We start from the raw sequence: 17,706 nt of genomic DNA, 5'->3' as shown, positions 1-17,706 counted from the left end.
CCCACGATGTCCAGCCTGCCGCAACACCTCGACCTGCACCTGATCCGCATCCTCTACCTGCTGCTGGTGGAAAAGAACGTATCGCGGGTCGCGCTCAAGCTGAACCAGCCGCAGCCCTCGATTTCCGCCTCGCTGCGCAAGCTGCGCGAACTGACCGGCGACCCGCTGCTGGTGCGCGGCGCGCGCGGCATGGTGCCGACCCAGCACGGCGAAAGCCTGATGCAGCCGGCCAAGCGCATCCTCGACCAGACCGAAAGCCTGTTCGTCAAAAAGACCCCCTTCGTCGCCCAGGAAGAGGCGCGCACCTTCCACATCGCCGCGCCGGACTACCTCGACAGCCAATTCCTGCCGAACGTCGTCGCGCTGCTGCGGCGCGGCTCGCCGAAAAGCCGCGTCGTCATCCACAGCCTGGGCGCCGGCATCGACCACGTGCGCCTGCTGTCGGACGGCGAGCTCGACCTCGTCATCGCCAACTGGGACGAACCGCCGGCCCACCTGCACATCTCGAAACTGTTCGAAGACCCGATCATCTGCACGATGCGCGCCGAAAGCGCCTACGCCAAGCGCACGGCCAGCGACGCGATGACGCTGGAAGACTACCTGAGCCTGCCGCACGTGGCGCCGTCGCAGATGATGCCCGGCTACCACGGCGTCATCGACGCCTTCCTGGAAAAACAGAACATGCAACGCAACGTCGTCGTGGAATCGGCCTACTTCGGCCTGATCCCCTACATGCTGACGCAAACCGACCTGGTGCTGACGACGGGCCGGCAATTCATGCGCTTCTACGAAAAAACCCTGCCGCTGAAAAGCTACACGGTGCCGCTCAAATTCCCGCCCATGCGCTTTTACCAGCTGTGGCACCAGCGCGTGCACCAGGCGCCCGAGCACAAATGGCTGCGCGACCAGGTCAGCGAGGCGGCCAAGACGCTGATCCTCAAATAAGGCGTATATGGCGCGGCAGAGGTCCCCCATCAGCGCCCGCATATGGCACGGCCATGCGCAAGGCGCTATGATCGGCGCTGGCACGAGCGGATAGAAAACCATGACGACACTGACAGAATTGAATGGCTGCGACGAAGCCGGCTTCATCGAACGCCTGGGCGGCATCTACGAACATTCGCCGTGGATACCGCAGCGCGCCTACGCCGCCCGCCCCTTCGCCAGCGCCACCGCCCTGAAACTGGCGCTGCAGGCGGCCGTCAACGCCGCCGCGCCGGAGCGGCAACTGGAGCTGATCCGCGCCCACCCGGAACTGGCCGGCAAGGCCGCCATCGCCGGCGCGCTGACGCGGGAGTCGAGCGGGGAACAAGCGAAGTCCGGCCTGCACCTGTGCAGCGCCGAGGAATTCGCCGCGCTGCAGCGCCTCAACGCCGACTACCAGGCCAAATTCGGCTTCCCCTTCATCCTCGCCGTCAAAGGGCCGGACGGCGAGGGCCTGACGCGCCAGCACATCATCGCCACCTTCGCGCGCCGCCTGCAGCAACAGCGCGGCGACGAAATCGCCGAGTGCCTGCGCCAGATCAAGCGCATCGCCGAACTGCGCCTCAACGACCTGCTCGGCTGCGCACTGGAATTTGGCCCCGCCATCATGCAATGGTCGGCCACCCTGGCCACCTGGAGCGACAGCCCCGACAACCTCACCTGCGCCTACCTGAGCGAAGCCCACCGCAAGACGGCGGCGCAACTGGCCGAATGGATGGCCGCGGCCGGCATGCACGTGCACATCGACGCCGTCGGCAACGTCGTCGGCCGCTACCGCTCCGACGCGCCGGGCGCGAAAACGCTCATCACCGGCTCGCACTACGACACCGTGCGCAACGGCGGCAAATACGACGGCCGGCTCGGCATCCTGCTGCCGATCGCCGTCGTCCGGCACCTGCACGAACGGGGCGAACGCCTGCCCTTCCACCTCGACATCATCGGCTTCGCGGAAGAAGAAGGCGTGCGCTTCAAAAGCACCTTCCTGGGCAGCAACGCCGTGGCCGGCACATTCGACCTGGCGCTGCTGCAACAGCGCGACGCCGACGGCATCACGATGGGCGCGGCCATCGCCGCGGCCGGCCACGACATCGGCGCCATCCCCGCCATCGGACGCGACCCGGCCGGCCTGCTCGGCTACATCGAAGTCCACATCGAACAAGGGCCGGTGCTGCTGCAGCGCGACCTGGCGCTGGGCGTCGTCACGGCCATCAACGGCAGCTCGCGCTACCTGGTCGAACTGCGCGGCCTGGCCAGCCACGCCGGCACCACGCCGATGCACATGCGCCGCGACGCCGCCGCGGCGGCCGCCGAAATCGTCCTGCTGGTCGAGCGCCGCTGCGGCCAGGGGGCGGCGCTGGTCGGCACCGTCGGCCAGCTCGACGTACCGGGCGGCTCCGTCAACGTCATCCCGGGCCAATGCAAACTCTCGCTCGACATCCGCGCCGCCGACGACACCGAGCGCCTGGCGGCCGTCGCCGACATACTCGACGGCATCGCCGCCATCTGCGCGCGGCGCAACATCACCAGTGACATCCAAGCCATCGTCTCGGCCGACGCGGCGCCGTGCGCGCCCTGGCTCATGCGGCAACTGGGCGCGGCGGTGGAACGGGCCGGCCTGCCGCGCCACGACCTGCCGTCCGGCGCCGGCCACGACGCCATGGCCATGGCCGCCGTCACCGACATCGGCATGCTCTTCACCCGCTGCGGCAACGGCGGCATCAGCCACAACCCGCTGGAAACGATAACGGCCGACGACGCCGACATCGCGGCGCGGGTACTGCTCGACTTCCTGCGCCACTTCCAGCCGACTTCCTAAAAACCAAAAATGGGGTCAGGTCTAGACATGGCGGTTTTACTTGCGCACTCAAGTAAAACCGCCATGTCTAGACCTGACCCCAGGGGGTGAAGCAAGATTAGAACAGGTGGTCGATGCCGATCGAGATGCCGGTCTGGCTGGTCTGCGCGCCGATCCGCGAGCGCCCGCTCAGTTTGGCATGGTCGATGTCGGCGTAGAGGTTGCTGCGCTTGGATAGGTAGTAGACGACGCCCAGCATGGCGAGTTTTTTGGCGCCGCCGATGTTGGCCACCGATACTTTGGTCTGGTAGTAGGCGCCCGTGACGATGAGTTGCGGCGAGACGTCGTAGCTCAGGCCGCCCCAGGCGTTTTTGGTGGTGCTGTCGCTGCCCGTCGCCGTCGCCAGTTTGTCGTCCATGTAGCCGGCGGCAAGGCGCCAGCCGCCCGTTTTGTAGGCGCCGCCCACGGTGTAGTGCGTGTCGCTGTAGCCGTCGACGTCGCGCCGGCTGTAGGCGCCGCCCCAGTTCAGCGGGCCGTCGGCGTAGCTCAGGCCGACCGCTTTGGCCGTGTTCGTGCCGGCGTTGCCGGCCTTTTCGCCGGGCGCGTATTCGGCCCGCACTTTGTAGGCGCCGAAGGTGCCCGTGTATTGGATGTTGTTGTCGTAGCGCCCGCCCGCCGTGGCCGCCGAGACGGGGATGATGTAGGCGTATTTGTAGTTGAAGGGGTCGTAGTCGTTGGCGGTGAAAAACGCGATGGTGTATTGGTGGCCGAAGTTCAGTTGCCCCCATTTGCCCGATACGCCCACCCAGGAGCTGCGGTTGAACAGGCGCCCGCCGCTGTTGTCCAGCGCGCCCGTCCCGGTGTTGAAGCCGCTTTCCAGTTTGAAGTGCACTTTCATGCCGTCGCCCAGGTCTTCGCTGCCGATGAAGCCCAGCCGGTTCGGGTAGTACTGGCCGTTCGAGCCGATCGACAGTTTGCTGTCGCCGGCGGCGTTGACGTTGGTTTGATTGCGCAGGCCGCCGTCGATCGAGCCGTAGATGGTGACGCCGCTTTGCGCCTGCACCGCGCCGGCCAGCGCCGCCAGCAGGATGAGGATGCTTGTCTTTTTATGCATTGTATGTCTCCGTTTTTTATGTGCAGCGTGTCCGGGCGAGCAGCTTCGTTTGTCTGTTCTGCCCGGGGTGGGTCCGGCCGGCGGCGCCGCTAGGCCCCGCCGGCAGATACTGTCCGCCGCCGGCGCGCACTGGCGCGCCGGCGGCTGGTTCGGGAAATGCCTCCCCGCTTTGGGCGCACGCCCGCCGCGCCGTGCCGCGACGGCGATGCGGGGGTGCTAAAGGGATGCGGGCGCCGGGCCCGCGCGGCGTCAGCCGGCCGGCGCTTCCAGATTGCGCACCAGTACCAGCGATTCGCCGCGGCAGATGGTGCGGCCGTCCGCGCCGGTCAGCACGCTGGCCAGGTTGACCAGGTCTTTGTCGGCGCGCAGGCGGATGATTTCAACGTCGGCCGTGATGCGCTCGCCGATATAGGCCGGCGCCAGGAAGCGCAGCGTTTGCTTCATCCAGCCGGTGCCGCGCCCCGGCAGGCGGGTGCCGAGCAGGTCCGAGAACATGGCCGCCAGCAGCGGCGGCGGCACCAGGCGGCCGCCGAAGCCGTGGCCGACGGCCCAGGCGTCGCTGTGGTGCAGCGGGTTGCTGTCGCCCGTCAGCGCGGCGTAGGCGGCCAGGTCGGCGTCGCTGTGGGTGCGTTCGGCGCGCGCGCGCATGCCGCGGCGCAGGCCGCGCAGTTCGGCGTCGCTGGCGCCGGCCGGCCGCGCCGCGCCGTCCTGGCTGCCGGCATATGCCTGCAGCGCCTCGCCGCGGCCGGCGTCGATGACGCGCGCCCGCCCTTCCGCCGTGACGATGCGCGCGCCGTCCACCCACTTGCACACGACGGTGCTGAAGCAGTGGCTGCCGTCGGCGGCGGCCGGCAGCGGCGCCACCTGCACGTCGACTTCGTCGGCGGCAAAGCTGGGGTGGGGGAACATCAATTCCTGCTCCACTTGCAGCATGCCCTTGCCGGGCACGGCGTCGGCCAGCGCGCGGTAGATCAGGCCGTACAAAAACATGCCGTGCGCGACGGTGGCGCCGAAGTGGCTGCGGCCGGCGAACTCGGGGTCGCAGTGGATCGGGTTGTCGTCGCCGCTGAGGATGGCGAAACGGTCGAAATCGCTTTGCTTCAGCACTTGGCGGAAGCCGCTGGGGAGATGGTTCATCGGGCGTTTCTTTCATGCTCGCCAAGGTCGGCGAATTGGCTGCGGAGTTTGTGTTTTTCCAGTTTTCCCGACGGCGTGCGCGGCAGCGCGTCCAGGAATACCACGTGTTTTGGGACTTTGTAGCCGGACAGGCGGCTGCGGCAAAACGCCTGCAGTTCCTGCGGCGCCAGCGGCTGGCCAGCCTTCAGCACGACGATGGCGGCGCCGACGTCGCCCCATTTTTCGTCGGCCACGCCGATGACGGCGGCGTCGGCGATCTGCACCATCTGGAACAGCACGTTTTCCACTTCGGCCGGGTAGACGTTTTCGGCGCCGGAGATGTACATGTCCTTGGCCCGGTCGACGATGTAGTAGTCGCCGTCGGCGTCGAAGTAGGCGATGTCGCCCGAGCGCAGCCAGCCGTCGACGATGGCCTCGGCGCTGGCCTGCGGCAGTTTCCAGTAGCCGGGCGTGACGCCGGGGCCGTTGATATAGAGTTCGCCGCGCTGGCCCGGGCCGGCGTCGCTGCCGTCGGCCAGCACCACGCGCGTGCGCATCGAGCCGACCGGGCGGCCGATGCTGCCGACCTTGCGCCGCGCCGTGTCCGGGTCGCAGATGAAGACGGTCGGCCCCGTCTCGGTCATGCCGAAGCCGAAGCAGATCGTGATGCCCTTGGCCTGATAGCGTTCCAGCAGGCTGTGCGCCACCGGCGAGCCGCCGGCCGACCAGTGCCGCATCGCGCGAAATTGCGCCGCCTCGAAAGCCGGGTGCTGGCTCATCAGCAGGTACACGGCCGGCACGCCGAGGAATAGCGTGACGCTGCTGTCGAGCAGTTCGATGGTGGCGCCGGCGTCGAACTGCTGCATGATGTGGACGGTGCCGCCGGCGTGCAGCACGGGGTTGGTGTACAGGTTCAGGCCGCCCGTGTGGAAGAAGGGCAGCACGTTGAGCAGCACGTCTCGGCCCGACAGGCCGGTCGCCAGCATGCAGTTGACGGCGTTGAAAAACACCATGCCGTAGGTTTGCATCACGCCCTTCGGCGTGCCGGTGGTCCCTGAGGTGTAGAGCAAATGCCAGACTTCGTCCATGCCGCGCGGCGGCATCTCGATCACTTGGCCGGAGGCGCCGGCCAGGCAGCTTTCATAGCCGGGCGCCGCGCCGTCGCCGGCCGCGCCGACGACGATGCAGCGCCACGCCTGCATTTGCGGCAGTTGCGCGCGCAGCGTCCGCACGCTGTCCGCAAACGGCGGGCCGTACACCAGGACGGCCGGATCGGCGTCCCGCAAAATGGGCAGCAACTCCGCCGGCGCCAGGCGCCAGTTCAGGCACACCATCACCATGCCGGCCTTGGCGCAGCCGTACAACAGTTCCAGATAGTCCGAGGAGTTATGCGCCAGCACGGCCACGCGCGCACCCGGCTGCAAGCGGCAGGCGCCCAGCAGGTATTCGGCGAAGCGGCTGGCGCGTTCGTTGAACTGGCGGTAACTGACGGTGCGGCCGCTGGCCACGTCGACCAGCGCGATCTTGTCCGGATGCTGCAGCGCTTGCTTGTGCAGGTAATCCACTACATACATATGCCCCTCCTTCGAATGTTAAGGCTTGCCGCGCAGGCGGCCGACTATGCCGCTAGGGAAAAAGTAGACGCTCAGAATGAACAGCACGCCCAGCCACAGCAGCCAGCGGTCCGGATGGAACAGGCTGGCCAGCAGCGGCGCCCCCTCCAGCGCGCCGCTGAGCAGTTTCATGCCGTCCTGCAGATAGTTTTGCGCGATCACGAACACGGCCGCGCCCAGCGCCGCGCCGTACATCGAGCCCATGCCGCCTATCACCACCATCAGCAGGATGTCGATCATGATGCTGAAGCTCAGCGTGGTGTCCGGCCCCACATAGCGCAGCCACAGCGCGTACAGGATGCCGGCCGCGCAGGCCAGCAGGGCCGCCAGGCAATTGGCCACGGTGCGGTACAGCACGGGATTGAAGCCGATGGCGGCGGCGCGGAAGTCGTTTTCCCGGATCGCCTGCAACACCTTGCCGAACGGCGAATTGACCACGCGCAGGGCCAGCAAGAACAGCGCCAGGCTGCAGAAAAACACCAGGTAGTAAGTCAGCAGCTTGCCATTCCAGACCACGCCCAGCAGCGGCCCGCCGAAGAACTCGGTGGCGGGCGACAGCAACGCCGGCAGCTTGAAGCTGAGGCCGTCCTCGCCGCCCGTGAAGGCGGAAAACTGCGAGGCCAGCGTGGCGAAGAAGGAGGCCAGCGCCAGCGACATCATGGCGAAAAAGATGGTGCGCACGCGCAGCGACAGCACGCCCAGCAGCAAGGCCAGTAACAGCGCCAGCAGCAGCGACGCGGCCGCGCCGGCCAGCAGGGCCAGGCCGTCGGCCTCGTACTGGAACATGGCGATGCCGACGCCATAGGCGCCTATGCCGAAGAACATCGTGTGGGCGAAGGAGACGACGCCGGTGTAGCCGAGCAGCAGGTCGTAACTGGCCGCCAGCACGATGAACACGCAGATCCTGGCGGCGACGTTGAGCGCGCGCGTGCCGGGGAACAGCAGCGGCGCCAGCAGCAGGCCGACGAAGACGGCCAGCAGCAGGCCGGCCAGCAGGCGGCTGCGCGGCGTGTCGCCCGACAGCGCGGCGGAGAGCCAGCGGGCCGTCATCGCGACGCCACCGGAAACAGGCCCTGCGGGCGCCACAGCAGGATCAGCACCATCAGCAGGATGTTGGCGCCCAGCGCCACCTTGGGCGCCAGGAAGCCGGCGTAGTTGGCCGTCAGGCCGACCAGCAGCGCGCCGACGAAACAGCCGCCGACGGAGCCGAGGCCGCCGATGATGATGACGATGAAGATCAGCACCATCAGTTGCGCGCCCAGCGCGGCGCTGACGCTTTCCTGGTACAAGCCCCACAGCACGCCGCCCAGCCCGGCCAGCGCGGAGCCGGCCACGAACACGCCGACGAACAGCAGGCCGACGCGGTAGCCCAGGGTTTCCACCATCTCGCGGTCCTGCACGCCGGCGCGCACCAGCAGGCCGATTTTCGTGCGGTTCAGCACCAGCCACATCACGCCGAAAATCAGCAGGCCCAGCGCCACCGCCAGCAGGCGGAATTTTTCCACGGCGACGTCGCCGAACACCCACGCGCCGCGCAGGCTGGCCGGGCGCGGCAGCGGAATCTGCTCCGGCCCCCAGATCACGTGGATCAACTGCTCGGCGACGATCAGGCCGCCGGTCGTCACCAGAATCTGCGTCAGGTGGGCGCCGTACACGGGCCGTATCATCAGGCGCTCGAAGCCCCAGCCCAGCAAGCCCGTCACCAGCGCCGCCACCAGCAGCGCGACGCCGACGGCGCCGCCGTTCAACAGCAGGCTGTCGGCCTGCATCCAGCCGGGCATCAGTTGCAGCACGCTGGTGGCGACAAAGGCGCCGACGGCGATGAAGGCGCCGTGGCCGAAGTTCATCACATCCATCAAGCCGAACACCAGGGTCAGGCCGCTGGCCATGATGAAGATCATCATCCCCATCGCCAGTCCGGCGATGCTCAGCGTGGCCCACGTCGGCAGGCTGGGCAGCAGCGGCAGCGCCAGCAGCAGCAAGGCCGGCAACACCAGCTTCGGCAGGTTCCGCTCGAACCTCTGCATGGACAGGGCCATCATGGCGCAACCCCCGCCGGCGCGCGCTGCGGCGCGGCGCCGAGGTGCAGCCCGAGCAGGCGCTGTTGCAGATCGGCGTCGGCCGCCAGCTGCGCCATGCCGCCGTGGTGGATCACCCGGCCGGCGTCCATCACGGCCACGCTGTCGCCGAGCGCCTGCGCCACCGCCAGGTTCTGCTCGACCAGCAGCACCGTCGCGCCCTCCTCCTTCAAGGCGCGCAAGGCCGCCACCATGCTGTCGACCATCACCGGCGCCAGCCCCTTGGACGGCTCGTCGAACATGTACAGCGCGCGCGGCTCGGCCAGCGCGCGGCCCAGCGCGACCATCTGCTTCTGCCCGCCCGACAGCTTGCCGGCCGGCTTGCTCCAAAATTGCCGGATCGACGGGAACAGCTTGACGATCCACTCCAGGCGCGCGCCGTCCAGCGGCCCGGAGCGCGCCGCCAGCAACATGTTTTCGCGCACCGTCAGGTCGCTGAAGATGCCCATGTTTTCCGGCACATAGGCGATGCCGCGCCTGGCGATGTCGGCCGTGCCCAAGCCCTTCAGCGAGGCGCCGCCGAAGCCGATCTCGCCGACGCTGGCGCGCCACAGGCCCATGATGGTGCGCAGCGTGGTGCTCTTGCCGGCGCCGTTGCGGCCCAGCAACATCGTCAACTGGCCGCGCGGCACCTGCAAGTCGACGCCCTGCAAAATATGGTAAGGCCCGATGTGCGTGTGCACGCCGGACAGGCTCAGCAGGGGCGCGCTCATGCCGCCTCCCCCAGCGCCGCGTCGGCGCCCAGATACGCCTCCCGCACGACGCGCATCCGCATCACCTCGGCCGGCGCGCCGTCGGCCACCAGTTGGCCCTGGTTGAGCACGACGATGCGGTCGGCCAGCCGTTCGACGACGTCCATCTTGTGCTCGACCAGCAGAATGGTCTTGTCGCGCTGGCGGCGGATCTGCGCGATCAAGTCGAGTATCAGCGGCGCCTCGTCGTGGCTCATGCCGGCCGTCGGCTCGTCGAACAGGAACACCTCGGGCCGCATCGCCAGCAACAGGCCGACCTCCAGCTTGCGCTGGTCGCCGTGCGGCAAGGTGCTGGCCGGCGTGTCGCGCCGGGCGCCGAGGGCGATCTGTTCGAGTATCTGGTCGGCCTCCTCGATCAGGTGGCGCTCGCTATACCAGGTCGACAGCAGGCGCAGGCCGGTGCGGTGGCGCGCCTGCAGCACCAGGCGCACGTTTTCCAGCACGGACAGGCGGGGAAACAGATTGGTCAGCTGGAAGGCCCGGCCCAGGCCGCTGCGGGCGCGGGCGGCGGCGCCCTGGCGCGTCAAGTTCTGGCCGTGCAACAGCACCTGGCCGCCCGTCGACGGCAGTTGCCCGGAGATGAGGTTGAAATACGTGGTCTTGCCGGCGCCGTTCGGGCCGACGATGGCCGTCAGCGTGCCGGGCCGGAAGGCGCACGAGACTTGCTTGACCGCCACGTGGCCGCCGAAATTGACGGTCAGCGCGCGCGTTTCGAGAGAAATGGACATGGGGAACCCGGGCCGCGCATCGAGGCGGCAAAAATACCTGCAAAAAGAAGCTGGCGGACCGGCTGCGCCCGCCAGGACGTGCGGAACGCGCCGCGGCGGCGCGCGCCGCGTCTACAGCTTGTTGCGCACCGGCACTTTGATATCCTCGATCTTCAGCTCGCGCACCAGCTCCGGTACGCCCCAGGCCAGTGCCGGGTCGGCCTTGATCTGGAAATGGAACATCGACTGCAGCGCCTGGTGGTCCTCCTTGCGGAACACCATCTTGCCTTTCGGCGTCTCGAAGGCCATCCCCTCCATGGCCTGGATCAGCTTCTCGGAACTGGTGTCGGCGGCCTTCTTCAGCGCCTCCACCAGCGCGATGCCGGCCGTCATGCCGCCGGCCGTGAAAAAGTCGGGCGGGGTCTTGAACTTTTTGTAGTGCTCCGTCACCAGCCACTGGTTGGCGGGATTTTTCGGAATGCCGTAGTAGTAATAGGTCGCGCCCTGCATGCCGGGAAACTGCTTGTAGGCGGCCATGGCCGGCAGGATATTACCGCCACTGGCGATCTCGATGCCGTGGCGCTTCAAATCCAGGTCGGCGATCTTGAACGGGTTGCCGGCACCGGACCAGATCACGAAAATCACCTTGCGGCCGGGCTGGTTCTTCAGCGCGTCGATCAGGCGCTGCGCGCCGGCCGTAAAGTCGCTGGTGCCGGTGGGCAGATACTCCTCGTGCACCAGTTTCGCGCCCTTGCCCGACAGCGCCTGGGCGAAAGCCTTCACGCCGTCGCGCCCGAAGGCGTAGTCCTGCGCCAGCGTGGCGATGCTCACGCCCGGCTTGTCCAGCGCGACCGCGTTGGCGATCGCGTCCTGCGAGGAATTGCGGCCGGTGCGGAACACATAGCGGTTCCATTTGCTGCCGGTGATGGAATCGGCCACGGCCGGCTCGACCAGCAGCACCTTCTTGTACTCCTCGGCCACCGGCAGCATGGCGATCGCCACGCCGGACGAAGTCGGCCCGACGGCCAGATCGACCTTGTCGTCGCCGTAGGCTTGCGCCAGCAGGGACTTGCCGACGTCCGGCTTGCCCTGGTCATCCTTCTCGATGACGACAATCTTGCGGCCCTTGACCATCATGCTGCCGCCGGTCGCATACTCCAGGCCCATCATCAGGCCAGTCTGGGTCTGCTTGCCGTAAGCCTCCAGCGCGCCGGTCTTGCTGTAGATGTGAGCGATCCTGATGTCGGCGGCGCGCGCCGGCGCAGCCAGGCAGGCGAGCGCCAGCGCGGCGCCGCACAGCGATAAGGGAAATCTCTTCATGTCTCGTCTATCCTTTTTTTATATGCTACATGGCACTGCAAACACCGGGGCGCGGGACCGTCCCGCCGCCGCGCCCGGCGTCAAAAACCGTACAAGAAAAAGCCCGCTACCGGACTCAGGGCGGCGTCAGCTCGGACCAGTCGAAGATCGTCACGCGGCAGCTGATCAGGGAACTGACATACACCTTGCCGCCGCCGGCCACCGCCTGCTGGGTCGCGAACAGGCCGCCCGGCCGGGTGCCCAGCGCCGGATTCAACCAGTAACCGTTGAAAGCGGGCAGGATCTTGCCGCTGGCATTAGGCGCGACCAGGTCAGGATTGGCAAAGGACTTGGCCACCATATTGAAACCGTCGCCGACCAGCAGGCGCTGCCGGGTGCTGTCGTAGCCCAGCCCCTCGGGCAGGAAGAACTCGTCGGCGACGATGTTGCCGTTGTGGTCGTAAGTGCCGCCGCCCTGGCCTATCTGGCCCAGCAACGCGCCATTGGCCGGGTTCAGCGCCTGAATGCGCTGGTTGCGCCGGTCCACCGCATAGACCCGGTTGTTCAAGGCCAGGATGCCCTGGATCGTGTCGAAGGTGCCGGCCGCGCCCTGGTTGTAGAAGTTCGGCCCCAGCGCCCAGCTGGTGCCGACATCCGTGCCCTTGCTGGCGTCGGCGCCGCCGGCCGCCCACGCATAGCTCAGCGTGCCGGCCGCGCGGTTGTACGAGAACTTCCACGCATAGTTGCCGAAGCTGGTCAGATACACCGAAAACTGGTCGGCCGGCGCCTCCGCCTTGACGTGCAAGCCAACCGGGAAATTCGCGTTGGCGAAGGCGATCTTCGGCGCCGCCAGGCCGGTGGTGCGGTAACCCAGATTGAAGGTGTAGCGCAGCGTGCCGTCGGCCTTGTAGATGCGCAGCGAGCTGTCGCCCGTGTACGGGAACGGCAGGCTGGTGTCGGCCGCGGTGACGACGGCCACCTCCTCGCCGGCGCTGACCGGGAAGGCGCTGATGCCGGTGACGCCGTAGTTGATGTCGCCGCCGCCGAACTTGCCCAGATAGGCGCCGCTGGCGCTATACATATTGATGCGGGTGTTAGGCGTGTCGCTAACCAGCAGGCGCGAACTGCCCTGCAGATAGGTCATCGCCGAAATCGCGTGGACCTGTCCCGTCAGCGTGCGCGGATAGCCCCAGAACTCATTGCTGGCGGTGCCGCCGACGCCGGCCGACACCGAGCAGCGCACGATCGAACCGCCGCTGCTGGCGGCCCAGCACTTCTTGATGCGGTGGTTGCCCGGGTCGCTCACCAGCAGCACCGGTAGATTGCTGTAAAACACGCCGGAGGCCCAGATGCTTTCGCGGTAAGGCGTGCCGTCCGGGTTCTCGATCGGCACCGCATCGTTGGGCAGCTGGAAGGCGGCGTCCTCGGTGGCGGCCGTCACCGGCGCGCGCAACTCGATTTGCTGGATGCCCAGGCGACCGTAGGTCCAGGCCGCGCTGGCGTCGCTGGCGCCGCCGGCCCGGTAGCTGACGGTGCCCAGCGCGCCGTCCAGATTGGCGAACTTCAGGATCTGGCCGTTATAACTGTCGGCCACGTACAGATTGCCGGCCTTGTCGGTGCGCACGCCGCGCGGCCGCTTCAAGTGGCCGGCCGTGCCGTTGGCCGTGTAGCGGCCGATGATGTCGACCAGCGTGATCGCGCCGCTGCCCTGGTTCACCTCGAAAATCTTGATGCGGTTGTTGCCGTTGTCGCAGACGTAGAGATACGTGTGGTTGCCGGCCGGCGAGCGCCAGTACGTCATCCCCTGCGGGATGCGAAAGCCGGCGACCTTGTTCGGCTGGCCGGCGTAACTGGAGTAGTTGCCCGAATCGCTGCCGTAATCCTTGTCCACGCCGGGAATCACCGGACCGGCGGGAATCGCATGGCCGCCGGCGTCGACCGCGCCGCTGGTATTCAGATAGGTGACCGCATAGGCGGCATCGGGATTGAGACGAAAACCCTTGATGCGGTTGTTGAACTCATCCGACACATACACCCAGCCCTGCGGCGTGACCACCATATTGCGCGGCACGTTCAACTCCAGGCCGCCGCCCGAGCCCTTCACGCCGAACGAAGTCACATAGTAGAACTTGTCGGCGTCGGCGGCATCGGGGCGGAAAAAGTGGATCTGGTGGCTGCCGACATCATTCACATACAGGCCGGCCAGCCGCGGGTCGAGCGCCTCGCTGGCGGACAGGAAGGCGATCCCCAGCGGCGCCTTGATCGGCGCCACGGCCGCCGCCGGGCTGTCGGCGGCGCGCAGCGTATCGGCCGCGTCGAGCACGCCGATCTTCTGGCCGTTCAGGTTCAGCACCACCACCCTGTCGTTGCCCATGTCGGCCACATAGACCCGCGCGCCGGCCGCGCCGGCGCCGATGGAACTCTTATCGTAAGTGACCGTGGTCGGCGAATTGAACTGGTAACGCTGGTGCGGCGGCTGCGACGCCAACTCGGCGGAACGGTCCTCGTCGGCGAAGGTCTGGGTCGCCTGGGCCGTTGATGCCAGCGCCAGGCCGGACAACAAGCCGGCCCGCCACAAGCGGTTGAAGATGGATGGCAAATTCATGAAACTGTTCATTGTTACTCCCTGTGAGGTGTTAACGCTGTACAGCCTGACTCCCCTGAGACAAGAATCGCTGCATACCCTGCTGTGCTTCTGTCGAGACAACTTGCTGCAAAAATTCACTCCGTTCGCGCTCCAGCGCGTCAAGCAACTGCGGCAGATCCGGCCCCAGCAGGGCGCGGGTGCGGCGCACACTGCCGGCCACCTTGGCGGCGACGGCGCGGGCGCTCGCCAAAGCCTGGTCGGCCATATCGATCGACGCCACCAGCTTCGTCGCCATGCCCCAGGCCAGCGCCTGCTCGGCGCTGATGCGCTGGTTCAGCAATTGCACCGAACGGGCCCGCGCGCTGCCGATGAAGGCCGGCAGCATCGCGGTCCAGCCGCCGTCCGGGCTGAAGCCGACGTCGACGTAATACGGCGTGAAGCTGGCGCGCGCCGACACCAGCACGATGTCGCAGGCCAGCACCAGGCCCAGCGCGCCGCCCGTGACGGTGCCGTCGACGGCGGCGACGACGGGCTTGGCGCAAGCGGCCAGACGCACAATCGCCTCGTTCAGCAAACCGACCAGCTCGGCCCCGTAGGCGGCGATGTTCTCGCCCTGCTGGTAAAAAGCGCGTACATCGCCGCCCGTCGAAAACGAGGGGCCGGCGTGCGCCAGCACCAGCGCGCGCACGCCGTCGTCGGCCTCGCAGGCGTCCAGCGCCGCCAGCAGTGCCCGCAACAACTCGGGCACCAGACTGTTGTGGCGCGCCGGCCGGTTCAACACCAGCCGCGCGACGGCGCCATCGCGCTCGACCAGCACCAGCGCACTCACTGGCCGCCCCGCGCCTGCAAACCGTGGGTAATGAAATCGGTGGCCGCGTCGACCACGCGGGCATGCGCGTCCGGACTGTCCCACAGGCCGTAACGCATGCCGAGGAAATGGCTGACGCCCATCAGACACCAGGCGCGCACCTCGGTATCGCCGGCGGTAATCTCGCCATGCGCGGCGGCCGCGTCGAGGCGCGACTGATACAAGGCGCCGAACTTACTGAAATAACTGCGGTAAATCGCCTCATCGACGAACAGCGACTCCAGCACGATGCGGTACAAATTCTTGTGCTCGGCGACGAAAGACAGGAAAGCCTGCAAGCCGAGACGCTCAGCCTCAAGGCGGGTCTGCGCGGCGCCGGTGCGCTGGCGGATGAAAGCCTGAGTCTCCTGCCCCATATACTCGACCAGCGCGCGGAACGCCTCCTCCTTATCGGGGAAATAAATATAGAAAGTTCCCTGCGACACCTCGGCGACCTGGGTGATTTCCGCGATCGAAGCGGCATGGAAGCCCTTATTGCCAAACACCTGCTCGGCGGCGCGCAAGATATTCGCGCGCGTCTTCATGCCGCGGGCCGTCTTCGGCGGTTCGATTTTCTTGACTGGGGTCGATTGCATGGCAGCTCAATATACAATATGATTCATGTGTCATATTGTATACGGGCTTATTCCGATGTCAACGACAGAATGCACAAAATTCTCCTTTACAACACAGGACGGCGCCCGCCTGCACTACCGCGACACGGGTAGCGGCAAGGCCGTCATCCTGCTGCACGGCTGGGGCGCCTCGGGCGAATTCTTCGAACCGCAGATGGCGCTGGCGGCGCAAGGGCTGCGCCTCATCGTGCCGGACCAGCGCGGCCACGGCGCATCGCAAGACGCGCGCCAACCGCTGAGCGTCGGCCTGCTGGCGGCCGACCTGCGCGCGCTCATCGCCCACCTCGGCCTGGACAACTACTCGCTGGTCGGCTGGTCGATGGGCGCGATGATCGCGTGGGAACACCTGCGCGAAACCGGCCTGGCGGCGCTGGACAAACTCAGCGTCATCGACATGACAGCGAAAATCGTCACCGACGACGAGTGGGCGCACGGCCTGGCGGGCGGCTACCCGGCGGCGCAGGTGGCGCAGACCGCCGCCGCCGTGCGCGCCGACTGGCGGCGCTACGCCAAACTCAGCGCGGCGCGCCTGTTCGCGCGCGGCGCCGCACCCGACCCGGCGCTGCTGGCGCGCCTCACCGCCATCATGCGCGGCAACGCCGCCGAAGGACTGGCGCAACTATGGACCGACATGGCGCGCCAAGACTACCGCGCGCTCCTGCCGACGCTGGGCGAACGCTGCCAATACATCTACGGCGCCGAAAGCCGCCTCTACCACCCCGCCACCTTCGCCCACCTGGCGCGGCTAACAGGCACGACGCAAACGAACGGCATAGCGGGCGCCGGCCACCTGCCACAGTGGGAACAAACGCAAGCATTCTCGGCAACACTAAGCCGCCACCTCTGGGGTCAGGTCTAGACATGGCGGTTTTACTTGCGCAGTCAAGCAAAACCGCCATGTCTAGACCTGACCCCAGGGGAGGAAGCAACTTTTTAGGCGACGCCGGCGCGTTCGAGCATGGCGTGCAGCAGGACGTTGCAGCCGGCCTCTAAGTGGCCAGGTTGGGCGTCTTCGATTTCGTTGTGGCTGATGCCGTCTTTGCAGGGTATGAAGATCATGCCCGCCGGCGCCAGCCGCGCCGCGTAGATGGCGTCGTGCCCCGCCCCCGAGACGACGTCCATGCTGCTGTAGCCGAGTTTGGCGGTGGCGCGGCGCACGGCGTCTATGCATTCGGGATGGAAGGGGCACGGCGGGTAGTGGGAGACGCGCTCGATGCCGATGGCCAGGCCGCTGTCCCGGCGGGTCTGGTCGATGTAGGCCAGCATGTCTTCGTGCATGGTGTTGAGCAGCGCCTCGTTGACGTTGCGCAGGTCGATGCTGAATTTGACTTCGCCGGGGATGACGTTGCGGCTGTTCGGGAAGACTTGCACCATGCCGACCGTGCCGCGCCCGTACGGCGGGTAGCGCTTGGCGATGGCCACCACTTCCTGCATGATGCGCGTCGCCACTTGCAGCGCGTCCTTGCGCAAGCCCATCGGCGTCGGCCCGGCGTGCGCCTCCATGCCGCTGACCACGCAGTCGTACCACGACAGTCCCATCACGGCCGGCACGACGCCGATCACCTTGCCGGCGTCTTCCAGCACCGGCCCCTGTTCGATGTGCGTCTCGAAATAGGCGCCGATCGGGTGCCGCCCCGGCACTTGCTCGCCTCGGTAGCCGATGCGCGCCAGTTCGTCGCCGACGCTTTTGCCTTCGGTGTCGGTGGCCGCGTAGGCCGTCTCCAGGCTGAAGGCGCCGCAGAAGACCCCCGAGCCCATCATCACCGGCACGAAGCGCGAGCCTTCTTCGTTGGTCCAGAACGCCACTTCGATCGGCGCGAGCGTGGTGATGTTGCGCTCGTTGAGGGTGCGCACCACTTCCAGCCCCGCCAGCACGCCGTAGTTGCCGTCGAACTTGCCGCCGGTCGGCTGGGTGTCGATGTGGCTGCCCGTGACCACCGGCGCCAGCGTGTGGTCGCTGCCGTCGCGGCGCATGAAGACGTTGCCGATCTGGTCGATGCTGATGCTCAGGCCCGCTTCCCGCCCCCAGCCGACGACCAGGTCGCGGCCCTGTTTGTCGAGGTCGGTCAACGCCAACCTTTTGACGCCGCCCTTGGCCGTGGCGCCGATCTTGGCCAGTTCCATCAGCGCCGCCCACAGGCGCGCGCCGTTGATGCGCAGTTCATCCATGTCCGCTCCT

The 17,706-nt window shown here is 67.2% G+C and carries 15 protein-coding genes; 3 read left to right on the top strand and 12 right to left on the bottom strand.

The genetic code is table 11. The features are described from left to right. The first annotated feature begins 6 nt into the window (after positions 1-6). Positions 7-945 carry a LysR substrate-binding domain-containing protein gene (locus OIK44_RS06235; RefSeq protein ID WP_273669871.1) on the top strand — a complete coding sequence of 313 codons (939 nt, stop codon included), beginning with the start codon at positions 7-9 and terminating at the stop codon, positions 943-945. Between the two features lie 100 nt (positions 946-1,045). Continuing rightward, the gene (locus tag OIK44_RS06230) at positions 1,046-2,800 is read left to right on the top strand and encodes an allantoate amidohydrolase (RefSeq protein WP_273669870.1); all 1,755 of its coding nucleotides are present in this window, start codon (positions 1,046-1,048) and stop codon (positions 2,798-2,800) included. Positions 2,801-2,897: 97 nt separating this feature from the next. Here the strand turns inward: OIK44_RS06230 and OIK44_RS06225 are convergent, their stop codons facing one another. The 11 genes from OIK44_RS06225 to OIK44_RS06175 form a co-directional block, all read right to left on the bottom strand. After that, positions 2,898-3,893, bottom strand: coding sequence for a porin (locus OIK44_RS06225; RefSeq protein ID WP_273669869.1), 996 nt, complete (start codon positions 3,891-3,893; stop codon positions 2,898-2,900). A gap of 249 nt (positions 3,894-4,142) precedes the next feature. After that, positions 4,143-5,030, bottom strand: coding sequence for a MaoC/PaaZ C-terminal domain-containing protein (locus OIK44_RS06220; protein ID WP_273669868.1), 888 nt, complete (start codon positions 5,028-5,030; stop codon positions 4,143-4,145). Then, on the bottom strand, positions 5,027-6,583 hold the full coding sequence (locus OIK44_RS06215) for an acyl-CoA synthetase (RefSeq protein WP_273669867.1): 1,557 nt from the start codon (positions 6,581-6,583) through the stop codon (positions 5,027-5,029). The genes OIK44_RS06220 and OIK44_RS06215 overlap by 4 nt, the downstream gene beginning before the upstream one ends. An 18-nt stretch (positions 6,584-6,601) precedes the next feature. Continuing rightward, positions 6,602-7,672, bottom strand: a complete 1,071-nt coding sequence (locus OIK44_RS06210) for a branched-chain amino acid ABC transporter permease (protein ID WP_273669866.1) — start codon at positions 7,670-7,672, stop codon at positions 6,602-6,604. Continuing rightward, positions 7,669-8,664, bottom strand: coding sequence for a branched-chain amino acid ABC transporter permease (locus OIK44_RS06205; RefSeq protein WP_273669865.1), 996 nt, complete (start codon positions 8,662-8,664; stop codon positions 7,669-7,671). The genes OIK44_RS06210 and OIK44_RS06205 overlap by 4 nt, the downstream gene beginning before the upstream one ends. Further along, the gene (locus OIK44_RS06200) at positions 8,661-9,413 is read right to left on the bottom strand and encodes an ABC transporter ATP-binding protein (protein WP_273669864.1); all 753 of its coding nucleotides are present in this window, start codon (positions 9,411-9,413) and stop codon (positions 8,661-8,663) included. The genes OIK44_RS06205 and OIK44_RS06200 overlap by 4 nt, the downstream gene beginning before the upstream one ends. Beyond that, on the bottom strand, positions 9,410-10,180 hold the full coding sequence (locus OIK44_RS06195; protein WP_273669863.1) for an ABC transporter ATP-binding protein: 771 nt from the start codon (positions 10,178-10,180) through the stop codon (positions 9,410-9,412). Before OIK44_RS06195 ends, OIK44_RS06200 begins: the two co-directional genes overlap by 4 nt. 111 nt (positions 10,181-10,291) lie before the next feature. Then, a complete protein-coding gene (locus OIK44_RS06190) occupies positions 10,292-11,479 on the bottom strand; it encodes a substrate-binding domain-containing protein (RefSeq protein WP_273669862.1) in 1,188 nt (395 codons plus the stop codon). 115 nt (positions 11,480-11,594) lie between these two features. Further along, a complete protein-coding gene (locus tag OIK44_RS06185) occupies positions 11,595-14,063 on the bottom strand; it encodes an NHL repeat-containing protein (RefSeq protein WP_273669861.1) in 2,469 nt (822 codons plus the stop codon). 31 nt (positions 14,064-14,094) lie between these two features. Next, positions 14,095-14,874: an enoyl-CoA hydratase/isomerase family protein gene (locus OIK44_RS06180; protein ID WP_273669860.1), complete on the bottom strand. Its 780-nt coding sequence runs from the start codon at positions 14,872-14,874 to the stop codon at positions 14,095-14,097. Next, positions 14,871-15,488, bottom strand: a complete 618-nt coding sequence (locus OIK44_RS06175) for a TetR/AcrR family transcriptional regulator (protein WP_273669859.1) — start codon at positions 15,486-15,488, stop codon at positions 14,871-14,873. The genes OIK44_RS06180 and OIK44_RS06175 overlap by 4 nt, the downstream gene beginning before the upstream one ends. A gap of 55 nt (positions 15,489-15,543) precedes the next feature. On the opposite strand from OIK44_RS06175, the gene OIK44_RS06170 reads away from it, so the two are divergent. After that, positions 15,544-16,386, top strand: a complete 843-nt coding sequence (locus tag OIK44_RS06170) for an alpha/beta fold hydrolase (RefSeq protein ID WP_273669858.1) — start codon at positions 15,544-15,546, stop codon at positions 16,384-16,386. A 74-nt stretch (positions 16,387-16,460) separates the two neighbouring features. Here OIK44_RS06170 and OIK44_RS06165 read toward each other — a convergent pair whose 3' ends face one another. Beyond that, positions 16,461-17,696, bottom strand: coding sequence for a Zn-dependent hydrolase (locus tag OIK44_RS06165; RefSeq protein WP_273669857.1), 1,236 nt, complete (start codon positions 17,694-17,696; stop codon positions 16,461-16,463). Positions 17,697-17,706 lie beyond the last annotated feature (10 nt).

The sequence above is a fragment of the Janthinobacterium fluminis genome (assembly GCF_028595325.1).
In the GTDB taxonomy this organism is placed as follows: Bacteria; Pseudomonadota; Gammaproteobacteria; order Burkholderiales; family Burkholderiaceae_D; genus Janthinobacterium; species Janthinobacterium fluminis.
This window is presented reverse-complemented; position numbering and strand designations above follow the sequence as displayed.